Origin of the sequence: Histidinibacterium aquaticum (assembly GCF_008710275.1) — a bacterium.
GTDB lineage: Bacteria > Pseudomonadota > Alphaproteobacteria > Rhodobacterales > Rhodobacteraceae > Oceanicola > Oceanicola aquaticus.
Genome location: NZ_VYQE01000001.1, coordinates 243,957 through 269,631, shown reverse-complemented (window position 1 = coordinate 269,631; position 25,675 = coordinate 243,957). Strand labels below are relative to the sequence as shown.

28 protein-coding genes and 2 tRNA genes are annotated in these 25,675 nt (G+C 69.2%); 21 read left to right on the top strand and 9 right to left on the bottom strand.

The window, feature by feature from the left end; translation table 11 throughout:
• Positions 1 to 129: 129 nt before the first annotated feature.
• Together F3S47_RS01350 and lhgO are read left to right on the top strand one after the other, a co-directional pair.
• On the top strand, positions 130 to 1,398 hold the full coding sequence (locus tag F3S47_RS01350; RefSeq protein WP_150443425.1) for an aminotransferase class V-fold PLP-dependent enzyme: 1,269 nt from the start codon (positions 130 to 132) through the stop codon (positions 1,396 to 1,398).
• An 18-nt stretch (positions 1,399 to 1,416) separates the two neighbouring features.
• Entirely contained in the window at positions 1,417 to 2,613 is a 1,197-nt protein-coding gene (lhgO, locus tag F3S47_RS01345) for an L-2-hydroxyglutarate oxidase (protein WP_150443424.1), read from the top strand.
• 152 nt (positions 2,614 to 2,765) lie between these two features.
• Here the strand turns inward: lhgO and F3S47_RS01340 are convergent.
• Together F3S47_RS01340 and F3S47_RS01335 are read right to left on the bottom strand one after the other, a co-directional pair.
• Positions 2,766 to 2,840 (bottom strand) — tRNA-Asn (locus F3S47_RS01340).
• 69 nt (positions 2,841 to 2,909) lie between these two features.
• On the bottom strand, positions 2,910 to 3,842 hold the full coding sequence (locus tag F3S47_RS01335) for an MBL fold metallo-hydrolase (protein ID WP_150443423.1): 933 nt from the start codon (positions 3,840 to 3,842) through the stop codon (positions 2,910 to 2,912).
• On the opposite strand from F3S47_RS01335, the gene F3S47_RS01330 reads away from it, so the two are divergent.
• On the top strand, positions 3,841 to 5,160 hold the full coding sequence (locus tag F3S47_RS01330) for an ATP-binding protein (protein WP_150443422.1): 1,320 nt from the start codon (positions 3,841 to 3,843) through the stop codon (positions 5,158 to 5,160). The two genes, F3S47_RS01335 and F3S47_RS01330, sit on opposite strands and share 2 nt — an antisense overlap.
• Here F3S47_RS01330 and F3S47_RS01325 read toward each other — a convergent pair.
• Both F3S47_RS01325 and F3S47_RS01320 read right to left on the bottom strand, forming a co-directional pair.
• Positions 5,158 to 5,230 (bottom strand) — tRNA-Ile (locus F3S47_RS01325). The two genes, F3S47_RS01330 and F3S47_RS01325, sit on opposite strands and share 3 nt — an antisense overlap.
• A gap of 36 nt (positions 5,231 to 5,266) precedes the next feature.
• Entirely contained in the window at positions 5,267 to 5,548 is a 282-nt protein-coding gene (locus tag F3S47_RS01320) for a hypothetical protein (RefSeq protein WP_150443421.1), read from the bottom strand.
• A 157-nt stretch (positions 5,549 to 5,705) separates the two neighbouring features.
• Here F3S47_RS01320 and purM point away from each other — a divergent pair, with 157 nt between their 5' ends.
• The 3 genes from purM (at position 5,706) to rnd (ending at position 8,575) form a co-directional block, all read left to right on the top strand.
• Positions 5,706 to 6,749 carry a phosphoribosylformylglycinamidine cyclo-ligase gene (gene purM, locus F3S47_RS01315; RefSeq protein WP_150443420.1) on the top strand — a complete coding sequence of 348 codons (1,044 nt, stop codon included), beginning with the start codon at positions 5,706 to 5,708 and terminating at the stop codon, positions 6,747 to 6,749.
• Positions 6,749 to 7,339 (top strand): phosphoribosylglycinamide formyltransferase, encoded by a 591-nt coding sequence (gene purN / locus F3S47_RS01310; RefSeq protein ID WP_150443419.1) that lies wholly within the window; start codon positions 6,749 to 6,751, stop codon positions 7,337 to 7,339. Before purM ends, purN begins: the two co-directional genes overlap by 1 nt.
• A 75-nt stretch (positions 7,340 to 7,414) precedes the next feature.
• Positions 7,415 to 8,575, top strand: coding sequence for a ribonuclease D (gene rnd, locus F3S47_RS01305; RefSeq protein WP_150443418.1), 1,161 nt, complete (start codon positions 7,415 to 7,417; stop codon positions 8,573 to 8,575).
• Position 8,576: 1 nt separating this feature from the next.
• Here the strand turns inward: rnd and F3S47_RS01300 are convergent, their stop codons facing one another.
• Positions 8,577 to 9,062 (bottom strand): hypothetical protein, encoded by a 486-nt coding sequence (locus F3S47_RS01300; protein ID WP_150443417.1) that lies wholly within the window; start codon positions 9,060 to 9,062, stop codon positions 8,577 to 8,579.
• A 123-nt stretch (positions 9,063 to 9,185) separates the two neighbouring features.
• Between F3S47_RS01300 and F3S47_RS01295 the strand changes: the two genes are divergently transcribed.
• The 5 genes from F3S47_RS01295 to F3S47_RS01275 all read left to right on the top strand — a co-directional run bounded on the left by F3S47_RS01295 (position 9,186) and on the right by F3S47_RS01275 (position 12,486).
• On the top strand, positions 9,186 to 9,611 hold the full coding sequence (locus F3S47_RS01295) for a SufE family protein (protein ID WP_150443416.1): 426 nt from the start codon (positions 9,186 to 9,188) through the stop codon (positions 9,609 to 9,611).
• A gap of 188 nt (positions 9,612 to 9,799) precedes the next feature.
• On the top strand, positions 9,800 to 10,534 hold the full coding sequence (locus F3S47_RS01290) for a glutamine amidotransferase (protein WP_150443415.1): 735 nt from the start codon (positions 9,800 to 9,802) through the stop codon (positions 10,532 to 10,534).
• Positions 10,531 to 11,433: a DMT family transporter gene (locus tag F3S47_RS01285; RefSeq protein ID WP_396279621.1), complete on the top strand. Its 903-nt coding sequence runs from the start codon at positions 10,531 to 10,533 to the stop codon at positions 11,431 to 11,433. Before F3S47_RS01290 ends, F3S47_RS01285 begins: the two co-directional genes overlap by 4 nt.
• Before the next feature lie 49 nt (positions 11,434 to 11,482).
• Complete coding sequence (locus F3S47_RS01280) at positions 11,483 to 12,133, top strand: thermonuclease family protein (protein WP_150443414.1); 651 nt, start codon at positions 11,483 to 11,485, stop codon at positions 12,131 to 12,133.
• A 74-nt stretch (positions 12,134 to 12,207) separates the two neighbouring features.
• Positions 12,208 to 12,486, top strand: a complete 279-nt coding sequence (locus tag F3S47_RS01275) for a YdcH family protein (RefSeq protein WP_150443413.1) — start codon at positions 12,208 to 12,210, stop codon at positions 12,484 to 12,486.
• A 49-nt stretch (positions 12,487 to 12,535) separates the two neighbouring features.
• Here F3S47_RS01275 and F3S47_RS01270 read toward each other — a convergent pair whose 3' ends face one another.
• The 3 genes from F3S47_RS01270 to F3S47_RS01260 form a co-directional block, all read right to left on the bottom strand.
• Entirely contained in the window at positions 12,536 to 13,000 is a 465-nt protein-coding gene (locus F3S47_RS01270; protein ID WP_150443412.1) for a CoxG family protein, read from the bottom strand.
• Between the two features lie 62 nt (positions 13,001 to 13,062).
• Positions 13,063 to 14,466 carry a helix-turn-helix domain-containing protein gene (locus F3S47_RS01265; protein WP_150443411.1) on the bottom strand — a complete coding sequence of 468 codons (1,404 nt, stop codon included), beginning with the start codon at positions 14,464 to 14,466 and terminating at the stop codon, positions 13,063 to 13,065.
• A 58-nt stretch (positions 14,467 to 14,524) separates the two neighbouring features.
• Positions 14,525 to 15,739: a multidrug effflux MFS transporter gene (locus F3S47_RS01260; RefSeq protein WP_150443410.1), complete on the bottom strand. Its 1,215-nt coding sequence runs from the start codon at positions 15,737 to 15,739 to the stop codon at positions 14,525 to 14,527.
• Between the two features lie 174 nt (positions 15,740 to 15,913).
• Here F3S47_RS01260 and F3S47_RS01255 point away from each other — a divergent pair, with 174 nt between their 5' ends.
• The 7 genes from F3S47_RS01255 (at position 15,914) to F3S47_RS01225 (ending at position 21,838) form a co-directional block, all read left to right on the top strand.
• On the top strand, positions 15,914 to 17,446 hold the full coding sequence (locus F3S47_RS01255; RefSeq protein WP_150443409.1) for an acyl-CoA carboxylase subunit beta: 1,533 nt from the start codon (positions 15,914 to 15,916) through the stop codon (positions 17,444 to 17,446).
• 5 nt (positions 17,447 to 17,451) lie between these two features.
• On the top strand, positions 17,452 to 17,850 hold the full coding sequence (locus F3S47_RS01250) for a RidA family protein (protein WP_223877674.1): 399 nt from the start codon (positions 17,452 to 17,454) through the stop codon (positions 17,848 to 17,850).
• On the top strand, positions 17,850 to 18,239 hold the full coding sequence (locus F3S47_RS01245; RefSeq protein WP_150443408.1) for a DUF6497 family protein: 390 nt from the start codon (positions 17,850 to 17,852) through the stop codon (positions 18,237 to 18,239). The genes F3S47_RS01250 and F3S47_RS01245 overlap by 1 nt, the downstream gene beginning before the upstream one ends.
• Positions 18,239 to 18,598, top strand: a complete 360-nt coding sequence (locus F3S47_RS01240) for a hypothetical protein (RefSeq protein WP_150443407.1) — start codon at positions 18,239 to 18,241, stop codon at positions 18,596 to 18,598. Before F3S47_RS01245 ends, F3S47_RS01240 begins: the two co-directional genes overlap by 1 nt.
• 328 nt (positions 18,599 to 18,926) lie before the next feature.
• Entirely contained in the window at positions 18,927 to 19,151 is a 225-nt protein-coding gene (locus tag F3S47_RS01235; RefSeq protein WP_150443406.1) for a hypothetical protein, read from the top strand.
• Between the two features lie 114 nt (positions 19,152 to 19,265).
• Entirely contained in the window at positions 19,266 to 21,266 is a 2,001-nt protein-coding gene (locus F3S47_RS01230; RefSeq protein ID WP_150443405.1) for an acetyl-CoA carboxylase biotin carboxylase subunit, read from the top strand.
• 74 nt (positions 21,267 to 21,340) lie between these two features.
• On the top strand, positions 21,341 to 21,838 hold the full coding sequence (locus F3S47_RS01225) for a hypothetical protein (RefSeq protein WP_150443404.1): 498 nt from the start codon (positions 21,341 to 21,343) through the stop codon (positions 21,836 to 21,838).
• A 7-nt stretch (positions 21,839 to 21,845) separates the two neighbouring features.
• On the opposite strand, the gene F3S47_RS01220 is transcribed toward F3S47_RS01225, so the two are convergent.
• On the bottom strand, positions 21,846 to 22,337 hold the full coding sequence (locus F3S47_RS01220) for a DUF4174 domain-containing protein (RefSeq protein ID WP_150443403.1): 492 nt from the start codon (positions 22,335 to 22,337) through the stop codon (positions 21,846 to 21,848).
• Positions 22,338 to 22,465: 128 nt separating this feature from the next.
• On the opposite strand from F3S47_RS01220, the gene scpA reads away from it, so the two are divergent.
• The 3 genes from scpA to F3S47_RS01205 are packed head-to-tail and all read left to right on the top strand — an operon-like array spanning position 22,466 to position 25,661.
• On the top strand, positions 22,466 to 24,601 hold the full coding sequence (gene scpA / locus F3S47_RS01215; protein WP_150443402.1) for a methylmalonyl-CoA mutase: 2,136 nt from the start codon (positions 22,466 to 22,468) through the stop codon (positions 24,599 to 24,601).
• Positions 24,598 to 25,194, top strand: a complete 597-nt coding sequence (locus F3S47_RS01210) for a VOC family protein (RefSeq protein WP_150443401.1) — start codon at positions 24,598 to 24,600, stop codon at positions 25,192 to 25,194. The genes scpA and F3S47_RS01210 overlap by 4 nt, the downstream gene beginning before the upstream one ends.
• Complete coding sequence (locus tag F3S47_RS01205) at positions 25,191 to 25,661, top strand: GNAT family N-acetyltransferase (RefSeq protein ID WP_150443400.1); 471 nt, start codon at positions 25,191 to 25,193, stop codon at positions 25,659 to 25,661. The genes F3S47_RS01210 and F3S47_RS01205 overlap by 4 nt, the downstream gene beginning before the upstream one ends.
• Positions 25,662 to 25,675: the final 14 nt, after the last annotated feature.

The following is a 25,675-nucleotide window of genomic DNA, read 5'->3' as shown; positions in this document are numbered from 1 at the left end:
GTACGGCCCGAGCCTAGCAGGGCGCGGGTCCAACACAAGATTCGCCGGCGCGCGCCTTCAAAGTCAGGAAACGGTTGTCAGCCGCGGCCCGAGGCGGCATGCAACCCGGGAGCCAGAAAGAGGGATGCGATGACTGAGCCGACGATGACCGAAGACCTGATCGGCGAGGTGCGCAACAGGTTCGCGCACGTGGAGAGCTGCCCGATCGCGGGCCCCCGCATCTTCTTCGAGAACGCGGGCGGCGCGCTCACACTCAAGTCCGTCGTCGAGACCAGCACCTTTTTCGCGGCGATTCCGGACAACCAGGGCCGGGACAATGCCACGGCCCATGAACTCGTCCGCATCATCGCCAAGGCCAAGTCCGACATGGGCGACTTCTTCGGCGCCTCCTCGGGCCAGTTCTTCGTGGGCGAGAGCGGCACCGAGCTCCTCTTCCGCCTGATCCGCACCGCGGTGACCGCAATGCCCGGCCGAGTTCTCGGCTCGACCGTCGAGCATCCCGCGACCCGCAGCGCCGCCCGGCACTGGTCCGGCGTGCTGGGACGGGAGTACCAGACCGTGCCGCACGACGACGCGGCCGGGCTCGTCCGGCCCGAGGACTACGCCCGCGCGATCACGCCCGACACCTCCGTCGTCACGATCCTGCACACCTCGCCGGTGACGGGCATGGCGATGGACGTGGCCGGCATCGTGCGCGAGGTCCGGGCCGTCGCGCCGGAGGCCTTCGTCATCGTGGACGGCATCCAGCACGCCTGCCACGGCGGCATCGACATCGACGCCTACGACGTCGATGGATACGTCGTCTCGCCCTACAAGGTCTTCTCCCGCCACGGTTACGGCGTCGCCTGGGTCTCAGACCGCTTCAAGGCGCTGGACCACGAGCGTCTCGCCGGCGGCCCGCCCGAGAGCTGGGAATTCGGAACCCGCGACACGGGGGCCTACGCCACCTTCTCCGATGTCGTCGGTTACTTCGACTGGCTGGGCGGAGAGGTCTCCGGGGAGACAGACCGCCGCTCCCGCATCCTCGCGGCAGGGCGCGCCATCCACGCGCAGGAAAAGGCCCTGACCGACGCCGCCCTCTACGGAACCGGCAACCAGCCCGGACTATCGGAGATGCCCGGCGTCAACATCGTGGGCGGCGTCGAGAACGCGGCCCGCGAGGGTCTCGTCTCCTTCTGGACCGATAGCATTCCCGCCGAAGAGATCGTCTCCGCCCTCAACGCCGAGGGCGTGCGCACGCATACCCGCAAGGCAGACCACTACTCCGGCAACATCCTCGACCCCCTCGGCCAGTCCTCCTGCGTCCGGGTCTCCTTCTGCCACTACAACACGGTCGCCGAGGTCTCCCGCTTCCTGTCGCTCATGCACGGATTGCTGGGCCCGGGCGACGGGGCCTGATCGGATGGCCTCTGCGCCATGACCTACGACTTCTGCGTCATCGGCGGCGGCATCGTGGGTCTTGCCACCGCCCGGGCCCTTCTGGCGCGCAGGCCCGGCGCTTCGTTGCTGCTGCTCGAGAAGGAGGGTGCCCTCGGCCGCCACCAGACCGGCCGCAACTCCGGCGTCATCCATTCCGGCATCTACTACCCGCCGGGCAGCCTCAAGGCGCAGCTTTGCCGCGAAGGCTCGGCGCGAACCAAGGAGTTCTGCACCGAGCACGGCATCCCCTTCGAAAACCGCGGCAAGCTGATCGTCGCCACACGGCCGGACGAGGTCCCCCGACTCGACGCCCTGCAGACCCGGGCGGGGGAGAACGGGATCGATGTTGAGCGCCTCGACCCCGCGGGCATCGCCGAACGCGAGCCCAACGTTGCGGGGCTTGCGGCCCTCTTCGTGCCGGCCTCTGCCATCGTCGATTACGGGGCCGTGCTGGAGGCGCTGGCCCGCGAGTTGGAAGGGCAGGGCGCCGAGATCCGGCTCGGCACGCCCGTCGAGGCGATCCGGGACACCGGGGATGCCGTCGAGCTTCGAGGCGGTGGAGAGACTTTCCGCGCCGGGCGCCTCGTCGCCTGCGCCGGCCTGCAGTCTGACCGCATCGCCCGGCTTGCGGGACTGCAGATCGCGCATCGCATCGTGCCTTTCCGCGGCGAGTACTACCGCCTCGCGCCCCGGCTCAACGACGTGGTCCACGCGATGATCTACCCGGTGCCCGAGCCGGGCCTGCCCTTCCTCGGCACCCACCTGACGCCTATGATCGACGGCTCGGTGACCGTTGGCCCCAACGCCGTCCTGGGCCTCGCCCGAGAGGGGTACCCGAAGGGCTCACTCGATCTCCGCGACCTGCGCGACACCCTGAGCTTCCCGGGCTTCTGGAAATCCATCGCCGGCAATATCCGCCCCGGCTTCAACGAATTGCGCAACACCCTCTTCAAGCGCCGCTACCTCGCCGAATGCCGCCGCTACTGCCCCTCCCTCGAACTCGAGGACCTGCAGCCCATGGAGCCCGGAATCCGCGCGCAGGCCATCCTGGACGACGGCACGATGGCCGGGGATTTCCTCTTCCTCGACACCGACCGCTCCCTCCACGTCTGCAACGCCCCGTCCCCCGCCGCCACCTCGGCCCTCCCCATCGGCGACATGATCGCCGAGCGGCTCCTGGGCCGGAATCGATAGGAAGGGCGGTGCTTGCCAGGGGCAGTCCCAGGCGAGACGGCTGTTGGGAAAATGAAGCGAAGAGCGGAGGACCCTCGGCCGCGCGGCTACTGCACGGGAGGAGAAAAGGCCCTGAGAGCTCATGGCCTGATTTCGCTAAGAAAGTTTGATTTTGGCTCCGGCGGTAGGGATCGAACCTACGACCAATTGATTAACAGTCAACTGCTCTACCGCTGAGCTACGCCGGAACACGGGGGCGGATATAGCAATGGTGCGCAGGGGCGTCCAGAGGGTCGCGCGAGAAAACTCGAAGCCGATCAGGCGGTGCGCGCAGGGGCGAAACGGGCCTCCGGGGAGAGGCCCGGCTCGGCGGTGACGAGACCGCGCTCGTGGAGGTCGGCGAGGTGGGCGAAGACGTTGCGCGCGGCGGCGGGGTGGAGGGACGGAGGCACTTCGGCATAGAGGCGGGCGGTCAGGGTCGAGACCGTGTCTCCCGGGCCGAGGGCTTCGAGGAGCTGCGCTTCCCTGTCGCGCCGGTGCCGGACCAGCCGGTCGATGCGGGCCACCGGGTCTTCGATCGCCGGGCCGTGGCCCGGCAGGAGGAGGGCAGGGGGGTGCTCCCTTAGTCGCCGGCAGCTCTCGAGAAATTGCGCAACGTCCCCGTCGGGTGGCGAGATCATCGTGCTCGCCCAGCCCATGACGTGATCGCCCGACAATCCGTACTCCGGACAGAGCAGGCAGATGTGATGGCCCATGTGGCCTGGAGTGCGCAGCACCTCGAGTCGCCAGCCGTCGCCCTCCAGACCCTCTCCGTCGGCAAGGACCCGGTCGGGCACGAACCCCGCGATCACCCCTTCGCCGCCTCCCGACAGGCCCTCGGCGGCGAGACGCGACATGACGGCGCTGCGGCCATCCGAGGCGGCGCCCCCGGCCAGCACCGGCACGTCGAGCTCCCGGGCGAGCGGAGCGGCCAGCTCGGCGTGGTCCCGGTGAGCATGGGTCAGGACGACCGCCCGGACGGGCCGTCCGCCGATGGCGCGGCGCAGGGCTTCGCGGTGATCGGCCAGGTCCGGCCCCGGGTCGACGACGAGCAGGTCGCGTCGACCGACGATGTAGCTGTTGGTGCCCCAGAAGGTCATCGGCGAGGGATTGGGCGCGAGGACGCGCAGCACACCCTCGGCCACCTCCTCGGCGATGCCGGGCCGCGGTGCGTTTCCTTGGGCGGGGGATGAGGGTAGCGTCGCGCTCATGTCCTTCGCCTGGCTCAAGAGATACATGCCCCGCAGCCTCTACGGCCGGGCCGCGCTCATCCTGGCGCTTCCGGTCTTCGGCCTGCAACTTATCGTGACGCTGGCCTTCATCCAGCGGCATTTCGAGGACGTCACCACCCAGATGACCCAGGCGCTGGCCTACGAGCTTCGCTACCTGGTGTCCAATGTCTCCGAAGCGTCCGACCTGGCCGCGGCCCGGCAGCGGGCCGTCGAGATCGGCGCGCCCCTCGACCTCGATACCATGCTTCCGGCAAGGGATGTCCCCACGCGACAGATCCGCCGGTTCTACGATCTTTCCGGAAACGTCGTGCTCGAGGTGCTCGATCAGGAAGTGCCCAGCCTCATCGCCACCGCGCTTCCCGACGACCGGACGGTGCGGGTCTGGCTCGAGACTCCCTACGGCCCGTTGCGCGTGGAGACCGAGCGGGAAAGGGTCTCCGCCTCCAACCCGCACCAGTTGCTCGTGGTCATGATCGTCTTCGGCGTCCTGCTGACCGGGATCGCCTACGTCTACCTGCGCAACCAGCTGCGGCCGATCACCCGAATGGCGCGGGCCGCCGAGGAATTCGGGAAAGGCCGGACGGTGCCCTACCAGCCGTCGGGTGCGACCGAGGTGCGCGCCGCGGGACGGGCTTTCGTGGAGATGCGCGGACGCATCGAGAGGCAGACCCAGACGCGGACCATGATGCTCTCGGGCGTCAGCCACGATCTCCGGACACCGCTCACCCGGCTGCGGCTCGGGCTCTCGATGCTCGACGAAGAGGAGGCGGAACCCCTCCTGGCGGACGTGGACGAGATGCAGCACCTCCTCGACACCTTCCTCGATTTCGCCCGGGCGGATGCCGAGGACGAGGTGGAGGAGGTCGATCCGCTGGACATCGTGCGGGCTGCGGTCGAGGACGCGGGCCGATCCGGCCGCGACGTGGAAATGGGGCCCGTCACGGGCGAGGCGACGCGGCTTCGCCTCCGGCCGCTGGCCCTGCGGCGCTCGCTCGACAACCTGCTGGGCAATGCCCTGCGCTACGGCACCCGCGCCCGGGTGTCCGTCCGGTTCGGAGAGCGGTTCCTGCGCATCGCCGTCGAGGACGATGGCCCGGGGATACCCCCGGACCGGCGCGAAGAGGCGATGCGTCCCTTCGTGCGGCTCGATCCCTCGCGCAACCAGGACAGGGGCTCCGGCGTCGGGCTCGGCCTCTCCATCGTCTCCGACGTGGCGCGCGCCCATGGCGGCGGCTTGCTGCTGGGGGAGAGCGAGGATCTTGGAGGGTTGCGGGCTGAACTGAGGATCGCGCGGTAGGCCCGGAGGGACTCGAACCCCCAACCAAGGCGTTATGAGCGCCCTGCTCTAACCATTGAGCTACAGGCCCGACCGCGCACCCTGCCTAGCAGAGCGCCGGGGCCGGTCAAGGCTCCTGCTGTTCGAGAGGGCTCGCGCCGAGCAATTGGCCGAGAAGCTCCAGCATCGCGGCCTCGTCGGCGGTCAGCGTTTCCGGATCGCCGTCCTGTTCCACCATGGCGCGGAGATCGGCCGGAGTCATGGGCTGAAGCATGGCCGGATCGGGCTCTGACCAGCCGCCGTCCATCGGCATCCCTTCGGCCACCGGCGGAGCATAGGACGCGGTCGTCGGGCCGTCCGCGACGGAGGCGAGGGGGAAGAGGGCGAGGACAAGGCCGAGGCGGATCATGATCAGGGTCTCCTTCGACTGGGTAACGCCGTGAGGGGCGGCCCGGTTCAGCAGAACACCAAGGGATTGCGGCTCCGTTAAGGCGCGGGTGGCGCGTTGCCCTGTCGCGGCGCTTCTTGTATCGCCCCGGCGAGGCGCGCCGCAGGGGACGAGCGACATGACGAACAGGAACGGCCTGAGCTACGCGGCAGCTGGCGTGGACATCGACGCGGGCAACGCCCTCGTCGAGCGGATCAAGCCCGCGGCGAAATCGACCGAGCGGCCCGGGACCATGGCGGGGCTCGGCGGCTTCGGGGCGCTCTTCGATCTCAAGGAGGCGGGCTACACCGATCCGGTTCTCGTGGCCGCGACCGACGGGGTGGGGACCAAGCTGCGCATCGCCATCGACACGGGAGAGGTCTCTGGCGTGGGCATCGACCTCGTGGCGATGTGCGTCAACGACCTGGTCTGCCAGGGCGCCGAGCCGCTCTTCTTCCTCGACTACTTCGCCACCGGCAAGCTCGAGGTCGAGTCGGCCGCGCGGGTGGTCGAGGGCATTGCGGAAGGCTGCCGCCGCTCGGGCTGCGCGCTGATCGGCGGCGAGACGGCCGAAATGCCGGGGATGTACCCGGCAGGGGACTTCGACCTCGCGGGCTTCGCCGTGGGCGCGATGGAGCGGGGCGGGGCACTGCCCGCGGGCGTCGCAGAGGGCGACGTGCTGCTGGGCCTCGCTTCGGACGGCGTGCATTCCAACGGCTATTCCCTCGTGCGCAAGGTGGTCGAACGTGCGGGCCTGGCCTGGGACGCCCCTGCGCCCTTCGCCGACGGTACGCTCGGCGCGGCATTGCTCGCGCCGACCCGGCTCTACGTGAAACCTACGCTTGCCGCCGTCCGGGCCGGAGGCGTCCATGCCCTGGCCCACATCACAGGCGGCGGGCTGACCGAGAACCTGCCGCGTGTCCTCCCGGAGGGGCTGGGCGCGCACATCGACCTCGGCGCCTGGGACCTGCCGCCAGTCTTCCGCTGGCTCTCGGAGGCCGGAGGACTGGACCAGGCGGACCTGCTCAAGACGTTCAACGCCGGGATCGGCATGGTCGCCGTGGTCGCCGCCGACCGGGCGGAGGCGCTGGCCGCCCTGCTGACGGAGGCGGGCGAGACCGTGCACCGGATCGGCGTGGTCACCTCCGGCGAAGGCGTCAGCTACACCGGCGCACTGGCCTGATGCGGACGGCCGTCCTGATCTCGGGCGGCGGCTCGAACATGGTCGCGCTCGTGGACTCGATGACCGGTCACCATCCTGCGACGCCTGCGCTGGTCCTCTCGAACCGCCCCGAGGCGGGCGGCCTCGCCCGTGCCGCCGAAAGGGGCGTGCCGACCGCCGTCGTCGATCACCGCGACTTCGCCGGTCGCGAGAAGTTCGAGGACGAGATCCATGCCCGGTTGACCGAGGCGCGGGCCGACCTCGTCTGCCTCGCGGGTTTCATGCGCATCCTGACGCCGCGCTTCGTCGCGCGCTGGCAGGGGCGGATGCTCAACATCCACCCCTCTCTGCTGCCGCTCTATCCCGGGCTCGACACGCACGCCCGCGCGCTCGCATCGGGCGACAGTCACCACGGCTGCACCGTCCACGAGGTCACGTCGGAACTCGACCAGGGGCCCATCCTCGGGCAGGCGCGGCTCGCGGTCCGGGCGGAAGACACGCCCGAAACGCTTGCGTCCCGCGTCCTGCGCCTCGAGCATCGGCTCTACCCGGCCGTGCTCGCCCGGTTCGCGGCGGGCGACCGCACGCCGGTCGAGATCGAGGGCGACTGACCCGTCTTTGCTTTCCTCGGCGGCTCCGATAGGAGAGGGGCCGCCGGAGACAAGGCCCTGCGAGACGGAGACTACATGCGCACGATCACCACGACCGAGGAGCTCAAGAGCTTCTGCGAGGCTGCGGCCCGCGCCCCCTATGTCACGGTCGACACGGAGTTCCTGCGCGAACGGACCTACTACCCGCTCCTCTGCCTCGTTCAGCTCGCCTATCCGGGCGATGGAGAGACGGACGCCGTGCTCGTGGACCCCATCGAGGGGTCGGAAATGGATCTCGCGCCGCTCTACGATCTCTTCCGTGACCATGGCGTGGTGAAGGTCTTCCACGCGGCGCGGCAGGATCTGGAGATCTTCTGCATCGAGGGCGACGTCATCCCCGAGCCGCTCTTCGACACGCAGGTCGCCGCGATGGTCTGCGGCTTCGGCGAGCAGGTCGGCTACGAGACGCTGGTGCGCAAGATCGCCAAGCAGTCCCTCGACAAGTCCTCGCGCTTCACCGACTGGTCCCGCCGCCCGCTCTCGGACGCGCAGCAGCGCTACGCGCTCGCCGACGTCACGCACCTGAGGGTGATCTACGAGGAGCTGAAGGCCCAACTCGACAAGTCCGGCCGCACCAAGTGGCTGGCCGAGGAGATGGCGGTGCTGAAGGACCCGGGGACCTACCGCGTCGACCCCGACAACGCCTGGCAGCGCGTGCGCACCCGCACCAACTCCGCCAAGTTCCTCGGCATGGTCCGCGAGCTCGCGAAGTTCCGCGAGGCCTATGCCCAGCGGAAGAACGTGCCGCGCAACCGCGTCTTCAAGGACGACGCGCTGGTCGAACTCGCCTCCACCAAGCCCGCCACCGTCCAGGATCTCGGCCGCTCGCGCCTGCTGCTGCGCGAGGCCCGCAAGGGAGAGATCGCCGAGGGCATTCTGGCCGCGGTCGCCGCGGGCAAGGAGGCCGATACCGCCGACCTGCCGCAGCCCGACCGCTCGCGCGAGAAGATGACCGTGAACCCCGCCCTGGCCGACCTGCTGCGGGTGCTGCTCAAGGCCAAGGCCGAGGGCGAGGGCGTGGCGCAGAAGCTCATCGCGACCGCCTCCGAACTCGACGAAATCGCCGCCGGCCATCGCGATCTTCCCGCCCTGAAAGGCTGGCGCAAGGAGGTCTTCGGGGCCGACGCGCTGAAGCTCGTGAATGGCGAGATCGCGCTCGCCGCCAAGGGTTCAGACGTGATCCTGATCGAACTCTGAGTCAGTAGCGCGCGGTCAGGGCATTGCCCTGGCCCACGACGCGGACCGCCCGGATCGCGGCGAGATCCTCGGCATCCAGGTGCACGGCCGCGGTAATCGGACGCTGGCCGATCCGCGCGTCCGAGGGGAGCTCGGCCCGGAATGCCAGGACCAGCGTTCCGTTCTCGTAGCCTTCCCGCGTGAGCTGTGCGTTGAAGGCGCCTGCTGAGGGGGCCACGCCGGCGGCGCTCACCACCGCGCCGGTCGCCGAGGGCTCGAACCGGACCCCGGTGACCTGCGCCACCAGCGGCCGCGCCTCGACCACGCTCTGACGCTGCTCCGCGGTGATCAGCGGACGCCGGGGGGCGTTGGCGGGGGCCTGCGTCCGGGCGCCCAGAGAGCCGAAGGGGTTGATCGAGCCGAGCGACCCCAGTGATCCGAGAGAGCCGGTCTGGCCGCAGCCCGAAAGGGCGAGGCCCGCGCAGAGCGTGAGAGTGGCGAGGCGCATGGTCTGTCCGTCCGTCGTTCGTCCCCGAACTTGCTAGCCGATCGCCGGAAAAGGGGAAAGCCTTTCACTGGACGGGGCGGCGCACGGCGCATAAGTCCCCCGGAACGGCAAAGAGGAGCGGACATGGCCCAGGAAGCCTTCGAGGAGATCGCCGAGACCTTCGAGTTTCTCGACGACTGGGAAGAGCGCTACCGCCACGTGATCGAGCTCGGCCGCGCCATGGAGCCGCTCGAGGAGGCGCTGCGAGTCCCCGCGACCAAGGTCGAGGGCTGCGCCAGCCAGGTCTGGCTCGTGCCCCGCATCGAGGGCGAGGGCCCGGGGGCCACCTTCCGCTTCCGCGGCGACAGCGACGCGATGATCGTGCGCGGCCTGATCGCCGTCCTGCGCGCGCTCTACGACGGGCTCTCGGTCCGCGAGGTGGGCGAGGTCGACGCCCGGGCCGAGTTCGGCCGGCTCGGCCTCAACGATCACCTCTCTGCACAGCGCTCCAACGGGCTGCGCGCGATGATCGAGCGGATCCGCGGTCTCGCCGCGCAGGCCGCCGCCTAGGCCGGCGGGACGGCGCTCTTCTGCGAAGACGCCCCGCCCGCCGTCCCGCGGGCCGCGCCCTGCCGGGGCGGGCCGGGGAGGGGGCGCTGCCCCCGCCGCGGCTGCGCCGCGGCCCCCCGGGAATATTTTCGCCCAGAAGAGGGAGCGGGAATCTGGTCATCCCCCGCGCCCGGGAGTAAGTCCCGGACATGGCCCGCTTTCTGATCCTGCAGCTCCGTCCCGAGGCCGAGGCCGCCGACGAGGAGTTCGCGGCGATCCTGGGCAAGGGCGGGCTCCTCCGCGACGAGGTGCACCGGATCCGGCTCGACCAGGATCCGTTGCCCGCCGACCTCGATCCCGGCGACTACGCGGGCGTCATCGTCGGCGGCGGGCCGGGCTGCGTGAGCGATCCGCCGGAGGCCAAGCGGCCGCTCGAGGCGCGGATCGAGGCGGATTGCCTCTCCCTCATGCCCGCGATCCTGGAGCGCGACATCCCCTTCCTCGGCTGCTGCTACGGCATCGGCATCCTGGTGCATGCCCTGGGCGGCGACGTCTCCAAGGACCGGTACGGCGAGCCGGTGGGCGCGGTGCCCTGCCGGGTCACCGAGGCCGGGGCCGAGGATCCGCTGCTGGCCGGGTTGCCGGAGCGCTTCGACGTCTTCGTGGGCCACAAGGAGGCGGCACAGGCGCTGCCTTCCGGCGTCGCGCACCTGCTGGAGGGGGAAGCCTGTCCCTACCAGATGATCCGCGCAGGCCGGAACGTCTATGCCACCCAGTTCCACCCGGAGGCCGATGCGGCGGGTTTCGAAACCCGGATCCGCATCTACAAGGACCGCGGCTACTTCGACCCCTCCGAGGCGGGAGACCTCATCGCCATGTGCCGGGCGGCCGAGGTGACGGTGCCCGAGCGCATCCTCGCCCGCTTCGTGGATCTCTGCAGGTGAGCGCGCACGAGCGGTCGCCGCTGGCGGGGATCGCCTGGATGGCCGCGACGGGCATCAACTTCGTCGCCGTCACCGCCATCGTGAAGCACCTCGGCGGGCGGATCCCGGCGGCGGAATCCGCCTTCATCCGCTTCCTGCTCGGCCTCGTCTTCCTGCTGCCGGTCCTGGGCACCCTGCGGCGGCACGAATTCACCCGGCGCCAGCTGCGGCTCTTCGCCGGGCGCGGCGCGGCGCATACCCTCGGCGTGATGCTGTGGTTCTACGCCATGACCCGGATCACGATCGCCGAGGTCACGGCGATGAACTACATGAACCCGGTCTACGTGACCGTGGGCGCGGCGCTGCTCCTGGGCGAGCCGTTGCCGCCGCGCCGTCTCGCTGCCGTGGGCGCGGCGCTGCTCGGGGCGTTCATCATCCTGCGGCCGGGGTTCCGCGCGCTCGATCCGGGGCATTTCGCGATGATCGGCACGGCGATCTTCTTCGCCGCGGGCTACCTGCAGGCCAAGCGGCTGTCCGACGACGTGCCGGCCTCCGTGGTCGTCGCCATGCTGTCGATCACCGTCACCATCGGACTCGGACCCTTCGCCCTGGCGGTCTGGGTCTGGCCCACGCCGGTGGAAGTCGCCTGGCTCTTCGCCGTCGCGGCCTTCGCCACGACCGCGCATTACTGCATGACGCGGGCCTTCGCCGCGGCGCCGCTCACGGTGACGCAGCCGGTCACCTTCCTGCAGCTGGTCTGGGCGATGATCCTGGGTGCCGCCGTCTTCGGTGAGCCGGTAGATGGCTGGGTCGTCCTGGGGGGGACGATCATCGTCGGCTCGGTCACCTTCATCACCTGGCGAGAGCAGCGGGCGCGGCGGCGGGTCACCCCCGGGGTGCACGAGCCCAAGGGCTACTGACGCCCGGTCCGGCTTGCGGCCACGGCGAGGGCCGGGGCACAATCGGTGCATGAAATCCCTCGCCTTTTGTCTCGCTCTCGTCCTCGCGTCCGGTTCGGCCACGGCCCAGATCGCGGGCCCCGCGCGGGTGGTCGACGGCGATACCCTCGAGGTGGGCGGGACCACGGTCCGGCTGCACGGGATCGATGCTCCGGAGATCGACCAGACCTGCGGCAGCGCCTCGGGGGCGGACTGGGCCTGCGGGCGCTGGGTCGCTTCGCGTCTCGGGGAGCGCATCGGCGACGGGGCGGTCAGCTGCCGGCAGCTGGATACCGACCGGTACGGCCGCGCCGTCGCCCGCTGCGCGACGGGGGAACGGGACCTCGGCGCCTGGCTCGTGGGAAACGGGCTCGCCTTCGCGTACAGGCGCTACTCGATGGACTACGACCTGGCGGAGAAGCGGGCCGCGGTGGCGGCGCTCGGCCTCTGGGGCTACGAGGTGACCTCGCCGGCAGCCTTCCGGAGAGCGGGGGAGAGCGAAGGCCCAGCTCCCGCGGGGGACTGCCGGATCAAGGGCAACGTGTCGAACAACGGACGCATCTATCACATGCCGCAGGACACTTACTACGCGGAGACCCGGATCGACCCGGCCCGGGGCGAGCGGTGGTTCTGCTCCGAGGCCGAGGCGCGTGCGGCCGGCTGGCGTCGGGCGCGGCGCTGAAACTTGATCCCGATCAAGGCGCTGCGCGGCGGCCCGGGTGATCCTGCGGCCATCACGAGGAGCAGGAGACAGACATGTCCAACACCCCGCACGAGCTGACCGACGATTTCCCCGGTCGCGAGGACGACATCCGCGCGCTGCGCGCCACCGATCCGCATTTCGCGCAGCTCGCGGATCGCTATCACGCGGTGAACCGCGAGGTGCACCGGGCCGAAACCGACGTCGAGCCGGTGTCGGACGAGCACATGACCGAGCTGCGCAAGGAGCGGATGCGTCTCAAGGACGAGATCGCGGCCCTGCTCGCGGCGAAGGCCGGTCCGCGCGCGCCGGGCCGGGTCGGAGAGGTTTCCTAGGTTTGTCAAGGGTTTGCCCGGGCGTCCAAATTTGGACGCCCGCCGCAGGTCAGCCCTCTTCGGCGGGCTCGGAGGGGCCCTCGACCTGGGCCTGGAAGCGCTCGAAGAACTCCTCGGCCATCTTCTTTGCGAAGCCGCCGACCACCCGGTTGCCGAGCTGGGCGAGCTTGCCGCCCACCTGGGACTCGACGTCGTAGACCAGCTCGGTCCCCTCGGGGACCTCCTGGAGCGTCACGATGGCCGAGCCCTTGGCGAAGCCGGCGACGCCGCCCTTGCCCTCGCCGACCAGCTTGTAGCTGACGGGCGGATTGGCGTCCTCGATCCGGACCTGGCCCTTGAAGGTCGCCTTGACCGGGCCGACCTTCTGCTTGACCACCGCCTGAAAGCCCTCCTCGGCGGAGCCGGTCAGCTCCTCGCAGCCGGGCACGCAGGCCTTGAGGACCTCCGGGTCATTGAGGTGTTCCCAGACCGTCTGCCGGTCGGCGTCGATGGTGCGGGTGCCGGAAAGCTCCATGCGTCGGTCTCCTTGACTGCGCGGCGGACTATCGGGGAAGCCGCGGGCAGGTGCAATCCCGATCACTCGACCCGATAGGGCAGGCCGTCGCGGCGGTCCGGGTCTACCGAGAGACGCCGTTCCAGAGGCGGGACCGAGCGCTGGTGGCAGTCCTTCCGCTCGCAGATCCGGCAGGAGATGCCGATGGGCTCGAAGGCCGCGGCGTTGGCCGTGTCGAGATCGTCGGCATAGACGAGGTCGCCCGCGTGGCGGACCTCGCATCCCAGGCCGATGGCATAGCGGCGGACGGGCGCGCGCCAGGCGTCGCCCGGTTTGGCGATCTCGCGGGCGAGGCAGAGGTAGCGCGCGCCGTCGGGGGTCTCGGCGAGCTGGCGCAGCCAGCGGCCCGGCGTCTCGAAGGCGCGGTGGACGTTCCAGAGCGGGCAGGCGCCGCCGAAACGGGCGAACTGCAGCGAGGTCGCCGAGTGCCGCTTGGTGATCGTTCCGGCCTGGTCGACCCTGACGAAGAAGAACGGCAGCCCCTTCGCGCCCGGCCGCTGGAGGGTCGAGAGCCGGTGCGCGACCTGCTCGAGGCTCGCGCCGAAGCGGACCGCGAGACGTTCGAGATCGTGGCGCTCCTGCTGCGCCGCCTCGAGGATGTCGGTGTAGGGCAGGAGGGCGGCCCCCGCGAAGTAATTGGCGAGCCCCACGCGGGCGATGGCCCGGCTCTCGGGCGTCTGGAACCGCGCGAGATCGAGCGTCGCGTCGATCAGGTCGCCCTGCGTGAGCAGCGCCACCTGCACGAGCAGCTGGAAGTCCCCCGTCGCGGCGGGCGCGCGCGACGACAGATAGAGCGTCCGGCTGTCCGGATCGAAGGCCCTCACCGGCCCGTCGGCGCTCTCGGCCACGCGGATGGACCGGCGCTCCAGCAGGTCGTGACCCGCCTGGGCCGGGCTTCGGCCCGCCTGCCGCCCGCGCGTGGCGAGGCGCTCGGCGGCCCGGTCCACTGCGTCGATGTAGTTGTCGCAGTAGTGGAAGAAGTCGCGCACCTCTTCCCAGGGGGAGGGGCTCACGCGCGCGTCTTCCCGCCCGAGCGCCGCATCGAGGGAGGCCAGGCGTTCGTGGCCCTGCCGGTAGGCCTTGTGCAGGTCGAGGAAGGCCCGCATCAGCCCCGGCGCGTTGGAGGCCACCAGCCGGAGATCGGCGAGCGCGGGCGCGGGGCCGGTGAAGACCGGATCGGCCAGCGCCTCCCGCATGTCGGAGATCAACCGCGCCTCGTCCCCGCTCGTAAGCTCGGTCACGTCGAAGCCGAACTCCTGCGCCAGCGAGAGGACCACAGCCGTGGAGACCGGCCGGTTGTTGTTCTCCATCTGGTTCAGGTAGGGCAGGGAGACGCCGAGCTTCTCGGCAAAGGCCTTCTGGGTCAGCGAGAGCCGTCCCCGGAACTCCCTCAGCTTCGCCCCGGCATAGAGTTTCTGAACCGCCATCGCCCGCCTTTGCAGCTTTGCGATGCAGGGTTAGCCAAAGCTAACCAGTGGCTCAAGTCTAGAGGCTCAGCTTTCGCTCCCGCCGCATCACGCCAAGGATCGCGACGCCCGACAGCACGGTCGAGGCCAGCATGATCGACAGCAGCACCCGCGCACCGGTCTCCGGTGTCAGCATGGCCGCCGCGATCGCCGAGAGCACGGCGCCCCCGCCGATCATGAAGGCGCCCGAAAGCCCGCTCGCCGTCCCGGCGAGGTGCGGGCGGACCGAGAGGACGCCTGCCGTTGCGTTGGGCAGCGTCATGCCGTTGCCGAAGCCAAGGAAGGTGCAGAAGGCGAAGAAGACGAAGGCCCCCGAGAGGCCCGCGATGACGAGGACGAGCGAGAGGAACAACCCGGCGGTCGCCACGCCCACCCCGATCAGGATCATCCGGTTGATCCCGAGAGCGACGGAGAAGCGGCCGGAAATCCCATTGCCGAGAGCGTATCCGATGGCCGGCGCGCCGAGCGCGAGACCGGTCAGGACCGGCGAGAGGCCAAAGACGTCCTGCGCCACGAAGGAGGCGCCGCCCAGGTAGGCGAAGAAGGCGCCCGAGGCGAAGGCCATGCAGAAGGTGTAGCCCCAGAAGCGCGGGCTCCGCAGGAGCTCGGGGTAGGTCCGGAACTGGTCGCGGAAGCCGGTGCCGTCTCCCTCGATGGTCTCGCCCTGGTCCGCCAGTACGAGGGCCAGAACTCCGCCCCCCGCCAGGGCCAGGAAGATGAAGGTCGCGTGCCAATCGAAGGCCTGGTCGAGCGCACCGCCGATCATCGGGCCGACCATTGGCACGAGCGCCATGCCCATCGTCACGTAGCCGATCATCGATGCGGCCTGCTCCTGCGGAACCATGTCCCGGACAATGGCGCGGGCCAGAACGATGCCGGTCACGACCGCGCCCTGAAGCATCCGGAAGAGCAGGAAGACCCCGGCGGTCGGAGCCAGCAGCGCCCCGATGGTTGCCACGATGAAGATCATCAGCGCGCCAGCCATGACGGGGCGGCGCCCGTACCGGTCGGAGATCGGTCCGATCATGATCTGCAGAACGGCGGTGGTCGCCAGGTAGCCCGAGACCGCAAGCTGCATGACAGCGTAGTCCACGTCGAAATAGTCGGCCATCCCCGAGAGGGACGGCAGGAAGATCGACATGTTGAGCGCCGAGATCCCGGCGATCAGGATGAGCGTCAGGACGTGGGGCGGAGTGCTCCGGTCGAGAAATCGGATCGCGGGCATTGTGGTCATGGAGCCTATCTAGCGATTGGAGCGTCACGGTCCATGTGCTCTGGTGCACAAAGTGGAGGGCTGTTTGCTGCTTTGCAAAAACGATGGCGGGCGAATGGCGTGGTTTGCAAATATTCCGCTTCCCGCTTCAATCGGCACGCCGGTTGGCCTATTGCGGAACGAAAGGGGGGCGCCATGAAGGACATCCTGCAGGAACTCGAGCGGCGCCGGGCCGACGCGCGCCTCGGCGGCGGAGAGCGGCGGATCGCGGCCCAGCATTCCAAGGGCAAGCTCACCGCACGCGAACGGGTCGAGCTGCTGCTCGACGAGGGCTCCTTCGAGGAGTTCGACATGTTCAAGGCGCACCGCTGCACGGACTTCGGGATGGAGTCGCAGCGGCCCGCCGGCGACGGCGTGATCACCGGTTGGGGCACGATCAACGGTCGCATGGTCTACGTCTTCAGCCAGGACTTCACCGTCTTCGGCGGCTCGCTGTCCGAGACGCACGCCGAGAAGATCTGCAAGATCATGGACATGGCGATGCAGAATGGCGCTCCGGTGATCGGCATCAACGATTCCGGAGGTGCGCGCATCCAGGAAGGCGTGGCCTCCCTCGCGGGCTATGCCGAAGTCTTCCAGCGCAACATCATGGCCTCGGGCGTGGTCCCGCAGATCAGCGTCATCATGGGGCCCTGCGCGGGCGGCGCGGTATACTCCCCCGCGATGACCGACTTCATCTTCATGGTGAAGGACTCGTCCTACATGTTCGTCACCGGCCCCGACGTGGTGAAGACCGTGACCAACGAACATGTCACGGCCGAGGAACTGGGCGGCGCGCTGACCCACACCCGCAAGTCGTCCGTCGCCGACGGCGCCTTCGAGAACGACGTGGAGGCGATGGCCGAGGTCCGGCGGCTGGTGGACTTCCTGCCGTTGTCGAACCGCGAGAAGCCCCCCGTCCGACCCTTCTTCGACGAGGTCGAGCGGGTGGAGGAGAGCCTCGACACCCTGATCCCGGACAACGCCAACATGCCCTACGACATGAAGGAGTTGATCTGGAAGGTCGCCGACGAGGGCGATTTCTACGAAATCCAGGAAGACTTCGCGAAGAACATCATCACCGGCTTCGTCCGGCTGGAGGGACAGACGGTCGGCGTCGTGGCCAACCAACCCATGGTGCTCGCCGGATGCCTGGACATCGACAGCTCGCGCAAGGCGGCCCGCTTCGTGCGCTTCTGCGACGCCTTCGAGATCCCGATCCTGACCTTCGTGGACGTGCCGGGCTTCCTGCCGGGAACGGGTCAGGAGTTGGGCGGCGTCATCAAGCACGGCGCGAAACTGCTCTTTGCCTACGGCGAAGCGACGGTACCGAAGGTCACCGTCATCACTCGCAAGGCCTACGGCGGCGCCTACGACGTCATGGCCTCCAAGCACCTGCGTGGCGACTTCAACTACGCCTGGCCCACCGCCGAGATCGCGGTCATGGGAGCCAAGGGGGCGGCCGAGATCCTCTACCGCTCCGAGCTGGGCGACACCGACAAGATCGCCGCACGCACGAAGGAGTACGAGGACCGCTTCGCCAATCCCTTCGTGGCGGCCGAGCGCGGCTTCATCGACGAGGTGATCCAACCCCGCTCGACCCGCCGGAGGGTCTGCCGGGCCTTCGCCGCCCTGCGTTCCAAGAAGCTGTCCAACCCTTGGAAGAAGCACGACAACATCCCGCTGTGAGCCCCATGTCCGACCTTCTCTTTCACATGATCGACGGCGGGCCCCGGCCGGTGGCGCCTTTCTCCCACGCCGTGGAGGGCGGCGGCTGGGTGATGCTGACGGGACAGATGCCGACCGACCCCGCGGCGCCGGACGGGCCGCTCCCCGAGGGGATCGATGCCCAGACCCGGCGGGTGATGGAGAACCTCGAGGTCGTTCTGGACGGTCTCGGACTGGCTCTGTCCGACGTCGCCCAGTGCCGCTGCTACCTGACCGCATTCGAGCGGGACTACGCCGCGTTCAACGAGGTCTACCAGGGCTATTTCCCCGCAGAACGGCGCCCCGCGCGCACCACCATAGGTGTCACCGCGCTGGCCGTGGGTGCCCTGGTCGAGATCGACTGCCTCGCGAGGAGGCCCGACTGATGCTGCGTGTCTTCACTCTGGCCGCTGCCCTGAGCGCCGGCCCCGCTCTCTCGGCCGAGATCGAAACGCCGACAGGCCAGGCCGTCGTCCTCTACGACGTCATCCTCGAAAAGGAGATGGGGATCGCGCGCTTCCTCTTCCTCGCCCCGGGCATCGCCATCGAGCAGGACAACGGCATCACCTACACCGACATGTCCGAGGTCTTTCCCTGGCTCTGCGAGACAGTGATCCTTCCCGCGCTCGCGCAGAACACCTGGGAGGCGGCCGAGGTCGTCATCTCCATGGCCGACCGCGAAGTGGAGTTCGGCACGCGGGACCCGGAGGCGGTCCAGTTCTTCGAGGTCTTCAGCGTCGACGCCGAGGACGGCTGCATCTGGGAGGGCTTCTGATGGAAAAGCACCGCGGCTTTCCCTCCCGTCTGCCGGGCACGGACTACCAGTTCACCATCCGGCGGGCGAACAAGGCGGGGGCGACCAAGCTCGTCGCGCGCGAGCGCTACGCCGACCGCCGTCCGGCCGACCGCCGCGCCGACGAGGGGTTTCTCTGGGCGCTCAAGGAGCACTTCGGAGAGGAGCCCTTCGAGCGCGGCAATCTCGACGCGGGCCGCCTCTCGTGGCTCTTCGGACGGGAGGTGGTGGCGGCCGAGGAGCCCTTCGATCCCGAGAGCTACGATTCGCTTTTGCGGGTCGACATGGACCGGGCACGGGCCAGTTTCCCCCAGATTTTCGATCCGGACTGGGCCCCATGACCTTGCTGCCTCCGGTCCGGGTCGGCGCTATCATGCCGACGTCCCCCGCCCGTTGGCGGGTTTCGGCCAAACCGGCAGGGGGGGCGAAATTTGCCCTCAGAGGCGGGGCCAAGTCGTGCCAGTCTCGGATCACCGGCCGGGCGTCCAGCGATACTTGGCCGGGCTTTTGTCCAAAACGTTACCCTTCCCCTTCGGGGTGGCCCTGTCTTTCCCCAAGCAGGCCACCCCACCCCCATGGGGCGGTGAAGAGAGCCGCATCTGACCCTTGCGCCAACAGCGCTGGGCATGCAGGCTGCGAAACACAACCAAGGACTCTCGGAGTAACGGAATGCAAAAGCTCATTAAACCCGCCGTCATCGCGGTCTTCGGCATCACGGCCTCGGCCTGCGCCTACAACCCGAACACCACGACCGGCGCCGACTGCGCCGCGATTGGTGCGGCGACCGGTGCGGCCTCCGGCCTGCTTTCCGGTGGCGACAACCGCGTCACCGCGGGCCGTGCGCTCGCCGGTGGTGCCGCTGGCGCCGTGGCCAACTCGGCCGGCGTCTGCTGAAGACTGCCTGATCGTCCCCACGGGGACATCGAAGACCAATGGAGAGCCGCCGGTGCGAGGAGCGCCGGCGGCTTTCGCTTGTCCGGGGCAAGGGCCCGAAGGGAACGAGGGGACATGTTCGACAAGATCCTGATCGCCAACCGGGGCGAGATCGCCTGCCGGGTCATCAAGACGGCCCGGCGCATGGGTATCGCCACCGTCGCCGTCCATTCGGAGGCCGACCGCCACGCGCTGCACGTCCGCATGGCCGACGAGGCCGTGCACATCGGCCCGCCGCCGGCCAACCAGTCCTACATCGCCATCGAGAGGGTGATGGAAGCGATCCGGCAGACCGGCGCGCAGGCGGTTCACCCGGGATACGGCTTCCTCTCGGAGAACCCGAAGTTCGCGCAGGCGCTGGAGGCGGAGGGCGTGGCCTTCATCGGCCCGCCGGTCGGAGCCATCGAGGCGATGGGCGACAAGATCACCTCCAAGAAGATCGCCCAGGAGGCCGGGGTTTCCACCGTGCCCGGATACATGGGGCTGATCGAGGACGCGGACGAGGCGGTGAAGATCAGCGGCGAGATCGGCTACCCGGTGATGATCAAGGCCAGTGCCGGGGGCGGCGGCAAGGGCATGCGGATCGCCTGGAACGACGAGGAGGCGCGCGAGGGCTTCCAGTCCTCCAAGAACGAGGCCTCCGCCAGCTTCGGAGATGACCGCATCTTCATCGAGAAGTTCGTCACCCAACCCCGGCACATCGAGATCCAGGTTCTCGCCGACGGCGACGGCAACTGCATCTACCTCGGCGAGCGTGAGTGCTCGATCCAGCGCCGCAACCAGAAGGTCATCGAGGAGGCTCCGTCGCCTTTCCTCGACGAGGCGACGCGCAAGAAGATGGGCGAGCAGGCCGTCGCGCTGGCCCAGGCCGTGGGATACGCCTCGGCCGGGACGGTCGAGTTCATCGTGGACGGCGAGCGGAACTTCTACTTCCTCGAGATGAACACCCGCCTGCAGGTGGAGCATCCGGTGACCGAGCTCATCACCGGCATCGACCTTGTCGAACAGATGATCCGGGTCGCCCACGGCGAGCCGCTCTCGATCAGGCAGGAGGACGTGACGCTCACGGGCTGGGCCATCGAGAGCCGGCTCTACGCCGAGGATCCCTACCGGGGCTTTCTGCCGTCCATCGGCCGGTTGACCAGGTACAGACCGCCCGCGGAAGAGGCTGGCCCGACCCGCGCGGTGCGCAACGACACCGGGGTCTTCGAGGGCGGCGAGATCTCGATGTTCTACGACCCGATGATCGCCAAGCTCTGCACCTGGGCGCCGACCCGGTCGGAGGCGATCGAGGAGATGCGCCGCGCGCTCGACGGCTTCGAGGTCGAGGGGATCGGGCACAACCTGCCGTTCCTCTCCGCCGTCATGGACCATCCGCGCTTCGTCTCGGGCAAGATGACCACGGGCTTCATCGCCGAGGAGTACCCCGAGGGCTTCGAGGGCGTGACCCTGCCCGACGAGGCCATCCGCCGGATCGCCGCCGCCGCCGCCGCGATGAACCGGGTCGCCGAGATCCGGCGCACCCGCGTCTCCGGCCGGCTGGGCAACCACGAACGCAGGGTGGGCGCGGACTGGGTCGTCTCGCTGCAGGGCCAGTCCCAGGCCGTGACCGTCGACGCCGACCGCTCGGGCGCAACGGTGCGTTTCGCCGACGGTGCCGAGACCCGTGTCGAGAGCGACTGGACGCCGGGGCGCTCCCTGGCGCGGCTGACGGTCGGCGGTCAGCCCCTGGTCCTGAAGGTCGAGAAGATCTCCGGCGGCTTCCGCCTCCGCTCACGCGGCGCCGACCTCAAGGTCCATGTCCGCACGCCCCGGCAGGCCGAGCTTGCCGCGCTGATGCCCGAGAAGGTCCCCCCCGATACCTCCAAGATGCTGCTCTGCCCGATGCCGGGCCTCGTCGTGAAGATCGACGTGGAGGAGGGCCAGGAGGTGCAGGAGGGCCAGGCGCTCTGCACCGTGGAGGCGATGAAGATGGAGAACATCCTGCGCGCCGAGCGGCGGGCGGTGGTCTCCAGGGTCAACGCGGGGGCGGGAGACAGCCTCGCGGTGGACGACGTCATCATGGAGTTCGAATGAGGCCATGCGCGCCCTAACCGATCCGAAAGCTCTCGCGGCTAGGCTCTCTCCCGGGGGGAAAGGGCGGCACACGCGTGGCACGGTTCATTGTCATTCTGGTTGTCTCGATGACGCTCTCGGGCTGCCGCGTGGACAGCTCACAGACTGCGCGCGCAACGACGGAGGCCTGGCTCTACCCGGGGGAGGAGGTCTTCTTCAACGCCTCGCCGTACTGCGCCGTGGCGGTCTACCGGCTGACGCGGAACAGGGCGCGCGGCACGCTCTACCACGTCTCGGACGTGGATCGGGCGCTCTGGCACGTCGGACAGGGGCATGCGGTGGCTATCCACATGGCAGGCCGTTCGCCCAACGATTTCAGCCGGGCGATGATGTCGAAGGACTTGCCCAAGGGCCTTGGTTTGCTGTCGTCGGCCACCGGACCGCGGGAATGCATGCCGGAGCATATCGCGCGCGGCGTCTTCGCGGTCCTGATGACGCCCGGGGCATGGACGATCTACGATCCCGGCGGCAACGCCCTGGTGCTCGCGGATTTCGACCGGGGTCTCGCCGTCTTCATGCGCGGGAACGTCTAGGCGCCCGCTATCGGCGGTCGTCGATTTCCTGCTGGCGCAGAGGCATCTTGTCGATGGAGCGCGACAGCTCCCGCACGTCCCATGGGAGCGGCTTGCGCAGCTTCACCTGGCCGTCCTTGCCGATGAGCGCCAGCATGAAGCCGCGCGGCCGCAGCCTCTGGCGGATGTCGGATTCCGCGGAGGGATCGGTGTCGGTCACGACCAGCACGTCCCGCTCGGCAAGGTCCTCCGGCCGGTTCTCGATCAGCTGCATCTGCCGCCGGAAGTTCGGGTCGTTCGGGCTATCGGCGAAGACCACGATGGGCCGCGCCTCCCACATGAAATCGTCGAGCGAGATTTCGGCGGCATCGAAGACGGTCGTCGGCGCCGCGCGCCAGCGGTCGAGAGCGGTCATGGGATCTGGCTCCGCATCCGTGGTCTGCATGGTGGAAGAGGCCGTCTCCTGCGCCAGAACGGGCGCAGCCGACAGGAGGGCGAGGGCGAGAACGAACCGGATCATGCCCTCACATATAGGGCGTGAGGGCCGCCGGACCCAGAGCAGGTCCCTCTCACCCCACGACAATTTTAGAATCGGGTGCGCAGTGTGGCGACCGGGCGTCGCCGCGCGCCGGTCAGGAGGATAGGAACATGGCAGAGGACGCCGCCCGCCGGAGCTGGGAAGAGATCGCGCGCGAGGAGCGCAAGGGCCGCGACCCGGAAGAGCTGACGTGGCAGACGCTCGAGGGCATACCGGTCAAGCCGCTCTACACCGAGGCCGACCTCGAGGGTCTGCCACACCTCGGATCGATCCCCGGGGCGGCTCCCTTCACACGCGGGGTGAAGGCCACGATGTACGCCGGCCGGCCCTGGACCATCAGGCAGTACGCGGGTTTCTCCACCGCCGAGGAGAGCAATGCCTTCTACCGCCGCGCGCTCGCGGGCGGCCAGCAGGGCGTCTCGGTCGCCTTCGACCTCGCCACCCACCGCGGCTACGACAGCGATCATCCCCGGGTGGAGGGCGACGTCGGCAAGGCGGGCGTGGCCATCGACAGCGTCGAGGACATGAAGATCCTCTTTGACAGCATCCCGCTCTCCGAGATCTCGGTCTCCATGACGATGAATGGCGCGGTGATCCCGATCCTCGCGAGCTTCATCGTGGCGGGAGAGGAGCAGGGCGTCGACCGCGCGCAGCTCTCCGGGACCATCCAGAACGACATCCTCAAGGAGTTCATGGTCCGCAACACCTACATCTATCCGCCCGAGCCCTCGATGCGGATCGTGGCGGACATCATCGAGTACACGGCCAACGAGATGCCACGCTTCAACTCGATCTCGATCAGCGGCTATCACATGCAGGAGGCCGGGGCGAACCTCGTGCAGGAGCTCGCCTTCACCCTCGCCGACGGGCGCGAATACGTCCGCGCGGCCATCGGCCGGGGCATGGATGTGGACCGCTTCGCCGGGCGGCTGAGCTTCTTCTTTGCCATCGGCATGAACTTCTTCATGGAGGCGGCCAAGCTCCGCGCCGCGCGCCTTCTCTGGCACCGGGTCATGTCGGAGTTCGCGCCGAAGAACCCGCGCAGCAGCATGCTCCGCACACACTGCCAGACTTCCGGCGTCTCCCTCGCCGAGCAGGACCCGTACAACAATGTCGTCCGCACCGCCTACGAGGCCATGTCGGCCGTGCTGGGCGGCACGCAGAGCCTGCACACCAACGCGCTCGACGAGGCGATCGCCTTGCCCTCCGACCATTCCGCCCGCATCGCCCGGAACACCCAGCTGATCCTGCAGGAAGAGACCGGCATTACCAATGTCGTCGATCCGCTTGCGGGCTCCTACTACGTCGAGCGTCTCACGCACGACCTCGCCGAGAAAGCCTGGGAGCTCATGGAAGAGGTCGACCGCATGGGCGGGATGACGGAGGCCGTGGCCTCGGGCATGCCCAAGCTGCGGATCGAGGAGACCGCCGCCCGCCGCCAGGCCAAGATCGACCGGGGCGAGGACGTGATCGTCGGCGTCAACAAGTACCGCAAGGAGCACGAGGACCCGATCGACATCCTCGACGTGGACAACGTGAAGGTCCGCGACTCCCAGATCCGCGCGCTGGAGCGCATCCGCGCCAGCCGCGACCAGGCCGCCTGCGACGCCGCGCTGACCGAGCTCGCGCGCCGCGCGGAGGAGGGCGGCAACCTGCTGGAGGCCGCCGTCGAGGCCGCCCGCCACCGCGCCACCGTCGGAGAAATCAGCATGGCCATGGAAAAGGTCTTCGGCCGCCACCGCGCCGAGGTGAAAACGCTCGCCGGGGTCTACGGCGCGGCCTACGAGGGCGACGAGGGATTTGCCGAGATCCAGAAGGAGGTCGAGCGCTTCGCCGAGGAGGAAGGCCGCCGCCCGCGGATGCTCGTGGTGAAGATGGGCCAGGACGGCCACGACCGTGGTGCCAAGGTCATCGCCACCGCTTTCGCCGACATCGGCTTCGACGTGGACGTGGGCCCGCTCTTCCAGACGCCCGAGGAGGCGGCGCAGGACGCCGTCGACAACGACGTGCACATCGTCGGCATCTCCTCGCAGGCCGCCGGTCACAAGACGCTCGCGCCCAAGCTGGTCGAGGCGCTCCGCGCGCAGGGGGCCGAGGACATCATCGTCATCTGCGGCGGCGTGATCCCGCACCAGGACTACGAGTTCCTGCAGAAGGCCGGGGTCAAGGCGATCTTCGGACCCGGCACGAATATCCCCGCAGCGGCCAAGGACATCCTGCTGCTGGTCCGGGAGGCGCGGGCATGAAGCTCGACCACCTCGCCATCGCCTGCGCAACCCTCTCCGAGGGGGCCGCCTGGGCCGAGACCCGTCTCGGCGTCGCGCTGGAGCACGGCGGCAGCCACGCCCATTACGGGACCCACAACCGCCTGCTTGGGCTCGGTGACATCTATCTCGAGGTCATCGCTCCGGACCCCGGCGCCGCCTCCGACGGCCCCCGCTGGTTCGGCCTCGATCACGCGGGGGCGCCGCGGCTCGCGACCTGGCTCTGCGCGGTTGAGGACCTGGACGTGGCCCTCGGCGAGACGCCCTTTGACGCCGGCCGTCCGGTACCGCTCGCCCGGGGCGACCTCTCCTGGCGGATCGCGGTGCCGGAGGACGGCCACCTGCCGATGGAGGGCGCCTGGCCCACGCTCCTGGAGTGGGCTCCCGGCACATTGCACCCTGCCGATCGCCTGCGTGACAGCGGGTGCAGGCTGCAGAGCCTGACGGTCCGCCATCCCGATGCCGCGACCATCGCGACCCGTTTCGGTGATGTGGACCCGCGCGTGACGATCGAAGAGGGGCCCCTCGGTCTCACGGCCGTCATCGATACGCCGAACGGGCCGGTCACGCTGTGATCCGTCCCGCCCGGCCGGACGACGCGGAGATCATTCGCGCGATCTGGAACCGCCATATCCGCGAGACGACCGCCACCTTCCACGCCGTCGAGAAGACTCCGGAGGAGGTGCGCGACCGCATCGCGACAGCGCCGGTCTTCGTGGCAGAAGGCGCGGGGCAAGTCGTCGGCTTCGCGCACTACGGCCAGTTCCGGGCGGGGGACGGGTACCGCCATACCGCGGAACATACCCTCTACGTCGATCCTGCGTCCAAGGGTCACGGGCTCGGCCGGGCGCTGCTCTCGGCCGTGGAGGATCATGCTCGGGTGGCGCGGTTCCACAGCCTCTGGGCCGCGATCAGCGCCGAAAACGAAAGCGGCATCGGATTTCATGCCGCCTGCGGTTTCACGCAGGTCGCGACGCTGCCCGAGGCGGGGCGCAAGTTCGATCGCTGGATCGACCTGGTCCTGATGCAAAAACGGCTCTGACAATCCCGGCGCGC